The following is a 3390-nucleotide window of genomic DNA, read 5'->3' as shown; positions in this document are numbered from 1 at the left end:
ACGTGGACGCGCCGCCACGGCTGGCCGTGGACCTGGGCGAACCGTCGCCGCGGCTGCGCATGTGGTGGAAGCCGCTCGAAGCGGTGCCCGCCGATACCGCGATGCACAGTGCCCTGCTGACCTACCTGTCCGGCACCAAGATGGTCGAGGCGGCGCTGGCCATGCGGCGCACCAACCAGGCCGCCACGTTCAATGCCCTGATCGACCATGCCCTGTGGTTTCAGCGGCCGGTGGACCTCTCGGACTGGGTGCTCTCGGACCAGTTCACGCCCAGCGGCATCGCCGGGCGGGGCCTGACCACCTCGACGATGTACAACCGGGCGGGGCAGTTGGTCTGCGTGGCGACCCAGGAACTGTATTTCGGCCGGGGCGGAGCCGGGCGGCGCTGAGGCGCTCTGCACGTAACCTGGCGGGCATGACACCTGACGGCACCGTCCGTATCCCCGCCGACCTCGACGCCGTCACCGCGATCGGCGACGAGGACCATTCCGGTATCGACCCGGCGGCCGTGGAGCGGATCTGGCAGGCCGCCCGGCACTGGTATTCCGGTGGCCTGCACCCCGCCATCCAGTTGTGTCTACGGCACAACGGCCGTGTGGTGCTCAACCGGGCGATCGGGCACGGTTGGGGCAACGGTCCTTCCGATCCCGCTGATGCCGAGCTGATCCCGGTGAGCGTCGACACCCCGTTCTGCGTGTACTCGACCGCCAAGGCCATCACCAGCACGGTGATGCACATGCTGGCCGAACGCGGCGCCTTCTCCCTGGATGATCGCGTCAGCGATTACCTGCCCGACTATGGCCGACACGGCAAACAGCGCACCACCATTCGGCACGTGATGACCCACAGCGCCGGGGTGCCGTTCGCGACCGGACCCAAACCGGACCTCAACCGCGCCGACGACCCCGAGTACGCCCAAGCACAGCTGGCCAACCTGCGGCTGGTGTACCCGCCCGGGCTGATGCACATGTACCACGCGTTGACCTGGGGGCCGCTGACCCGAGAGATCGTGCGGGCGGCCACCGGCAAAGACATCCGAGACGTACTGGCGACCGAGATCCTCGACCCGCTGGGTTTCCGGTGGACCAACTATGGCGTTGCCCCGCAAGACATTCCGCTGGTAGCCCCCAGCCATGCCACCGGTGTCCAACCGACCGGTGCCGCGGTGGCGGTGTTCCGCAAGGCGATCGGCCGGTCGGTGCACGAGATCATCCCGGTCACCAACAGCCCGTTCTTCCTGACCACGGTAGTGCCGTCGTCGAACACCATCTCCACCGCATTCGAACTGTCCCGGTTCGCCGAGATCTGGCGTCGCGGAGGAGAACTCGACGGGGTACGGGTGCTGTCGCCAGAGACTCTGCGTGGTGCCGTGCGCCAGTGCCGCCGCTTGCGGCCGGACGTCGCCACCGGCTTGGCACCGCTGCGCTGGGGCACCGGTTACATGCTGGGGTCCAAGCGGTTCGGGCCGTTCGGCCGTAACGCGCCGGCCGCGTTCGGGCACCTGGGCCTGGTCAACTGCGCCATCTGGACCGACCCGGAGCGGGGGCTCTCGGCCGGGTTGATCTCCAGCGGCAAGCCCGGCCAAGACCCGGAGGCCAAGCGCTACACCGCGCTGATGAATACCATCGCCGCGGAGATGCCACGGTTCTAACCTCAGGCGCCACAAGCGTTACCGCGCTGGACCATGTGGGCTAGTGCCCGCCCCTGAGCGACAAATTGCATTATGTCAATCGGGCTGAGCTCTTGCGGCGGCACTCCACGTTGATAACTCTGCTATGGCTATGGCGGAGAAAGCGAGTAGGGCGCGCCTTGAGCGCAGAGCCATCAAGGCGGGTTGCGCCAATTTCGCATGCTGCTAGCAAAATAGATTGCTAGCATTGCTAGCAGCGAGGTGGTGGTATTTATGGCAGCGATCAGCGTGCGCGACCTGGACGAACGTGTGGCGGCTCGACTCAAGATGCGGGCTGCTCAGCACGGCCGCTCCATGGAAGCCGAGGTCCGGGCGATCCTCACCCACGCCGTCGCCGAGTCGGAGCATGACCGACCGAATCTTGCTCAAGCAATCCGGGAGCGATTTGGGGCGATCGGTGGTGTCGACCTGGAAATCCCGCCCCACGCGGAGATGCCGCGGGTGACCGAGTTCCCGGAATAGACGTGATCGTCATCGACACCAACGTCGTTGCGGAGTTGATGCGCAGCGAACCGCACGACAAGGTCGTCGCGTGGTCGAACACAATCGGACAAGTGCACACGACGGCGGTTACCCTCGCTGAAATCGAATACGGTATCGCCCGGCTCCCGAACGGGCGCCGCAAAGACCAATTGACCGCCGCCGCGGCGAGAGTGTTCGTCGATTTCGACGACGTGGTCATGCCCTTCGACGCACCCGCCGCCCGTAGCTACGCAGGGATAGTGATCGCCCGGGAAACCGTCGGCCGCCCTATCTCTGTCGCCGATGCCCAAATCGCCGCGATCTGCGCATCTCGGCAGGCAACGCTGGCCACCCGCAACACCAGAGACTTCGATGCGACCGGCATCCGTCTGGTCAACCCATGGACCGATTGAGGCGCCAGAATATTTTTCGTCGAATCTACGTGTAAGGCGACAAAGTGCGAGTGAGCTGCGCCGTGGGCGCAGAGTGAACGAGTCAGCCTGAAACGCGACCGCGGCCGCCGAGTCCGGTGAGGGACCCGACGGCCGCGATACGCGATCTGTCGGCGTTAGCCCGGTCGGCCGGGAACGCCGGTAGCGCCGGTAGCGCCATTGGTGCCGGCCACCCCGCCTGAAGCGGGGGCACCGCCGGTACCACCGCTACCGCCAATGCCACCGGCGCCGCCCGCAGCGCCGACAGTTCCGGCGCTGTTGACTCCGCCGCCACCGCCCCTGCCGCCCGCGCCGCCGACCGGGCCGGCACCGCCGTTGCCTCCGACCCCGTTCGTGCCGCTGGTACTGGTGCCACCGGCACCACCTGCGCCACCGTCACCGCTGTTCCCACCGTGGCCGCCGGCACCGCCGGGCCGGGGTGCGCCCACCAAGGCGATGCCGCTCGTACCACCGTTGCCGCCGGTGCCACCCTTACCACCGGCGCCACCGGTGCCACCCTTACCGCCGTCCCCGGTGTTGGAGGTGCCGCCGATACCGCCCTGCCCACCGTTCCCGCCGTCACCACCGTTGGCGCCGTTACCGCCCATCCCATATGGTGCGTCTGTCCCAGCCGCCCCGGCGCTGCCGGCGCCACCAGCGCCGCCGGTACCACCGGAGCCACCGTTGCCGCTGTTGGAGGCTCCGCCGGCGCCGCCCTTGCCGCCAGCACCGGCGGTTCCGTTTGCGTTGCTTTGAGCGCCGCCGGCGCCGCCGGCACCACCGATGCCACCGTTGCCGCTGCCTGAG

General features: G+C 67.9%; 5 protein-coding genes. 4 read left to right on the top strand and 1 reads right to left on the bottom strand.

Going from position 1 to position 3390, the window contains the following annotated elements; all coding sequences use genetic code 11:
- The 4 genes from BN4346_RS46660 to BN4346_RS46645 all read left to right on the top strand — a co-directional run.
- Positions 1–389, top strand: a 389-nt coding sequence (locus BN4346_RS46660) for an acyl-CoA thioesterase (protein ID WP_208863329.1), incomplete at its 5' end; no start/stop codon positions are given.
- 26 nt (positions 390–415) lie between these two features.
- Positions 416–1651 (top strand): lipase LipE, encoded by a 1236-nt coding sequence (lipE, locus tag BN4346_RS46655; protein ID WP_067977063.1) that lies wholly within the window; start codon positions 416–418, stop codon positions 1649–1651.
- A 252-nt stretch (positions 1652–1903) separates the two neighbouring features.
- Complete coding sequence (locus BN4346_RS46650) at positions 1904–2152, top strand: FitA-like ribbon-helix-helix domain-containing protein (RefSeq protein WP_067977062.1); 249 nt, start codon at positions 1904–1906, stop codon at positions 2150–2152.
- 2 nt (positions 2153–2154) lie between these two features.
- Positions 2155–2565, top strand: coding sequence for a type II toxin-antitoxin system VapC family toxin (locus BN4346_RS46645; protein ID WP_067977061.1), 411 nt, complete (start codon positions 2155–2157; stop codon positions 2563–2565).
- Positions 2566–2720: 155 nt separating this feature from the next.
- On the opposite strand, the gene BN4346_RS48355 is transcribed toward BN4346_RS46645, so the two are convergent.
- The coding region (locus BN4346_RS48355) for a hypothetical protein (RefSeq protein ID WP_208863328.1) at positions 2721–3390 on the bottom strand (670 nt) is incomplete at its 5' end.

This window comes from Mycolicibacter icosiumassiliensis, assembly GCF_900078685.2.
GTDB lineage: Bacteria > Actinomycetota > Actinomycetes > Mycobacteriales > Mycobacteriaceae > Mycobacterium > Mycobacterium icosiumassiliensis.
Note: the sequence above shows the minus strand (reverse complement) of the source record. Positions and strands in the feature narration are given on the sequence as shown.

Excerpts from the sequence above, each read along its gene's own strand:
- lipE (WP_067977063.1), top strand. The coding sequence starts at position 416 with ATGACACCTGACGGCACCGTCCGTATCCCCGCCGACCTCGACGCCGTC.
- BN4346_RS46650 (WP_067977062.1), top strand. The coding sequence starts at position 1,904 with ATGGCAGCGATCAGCGTGCGCGACCTGGACGAACGTGTGGCGGCTCGA.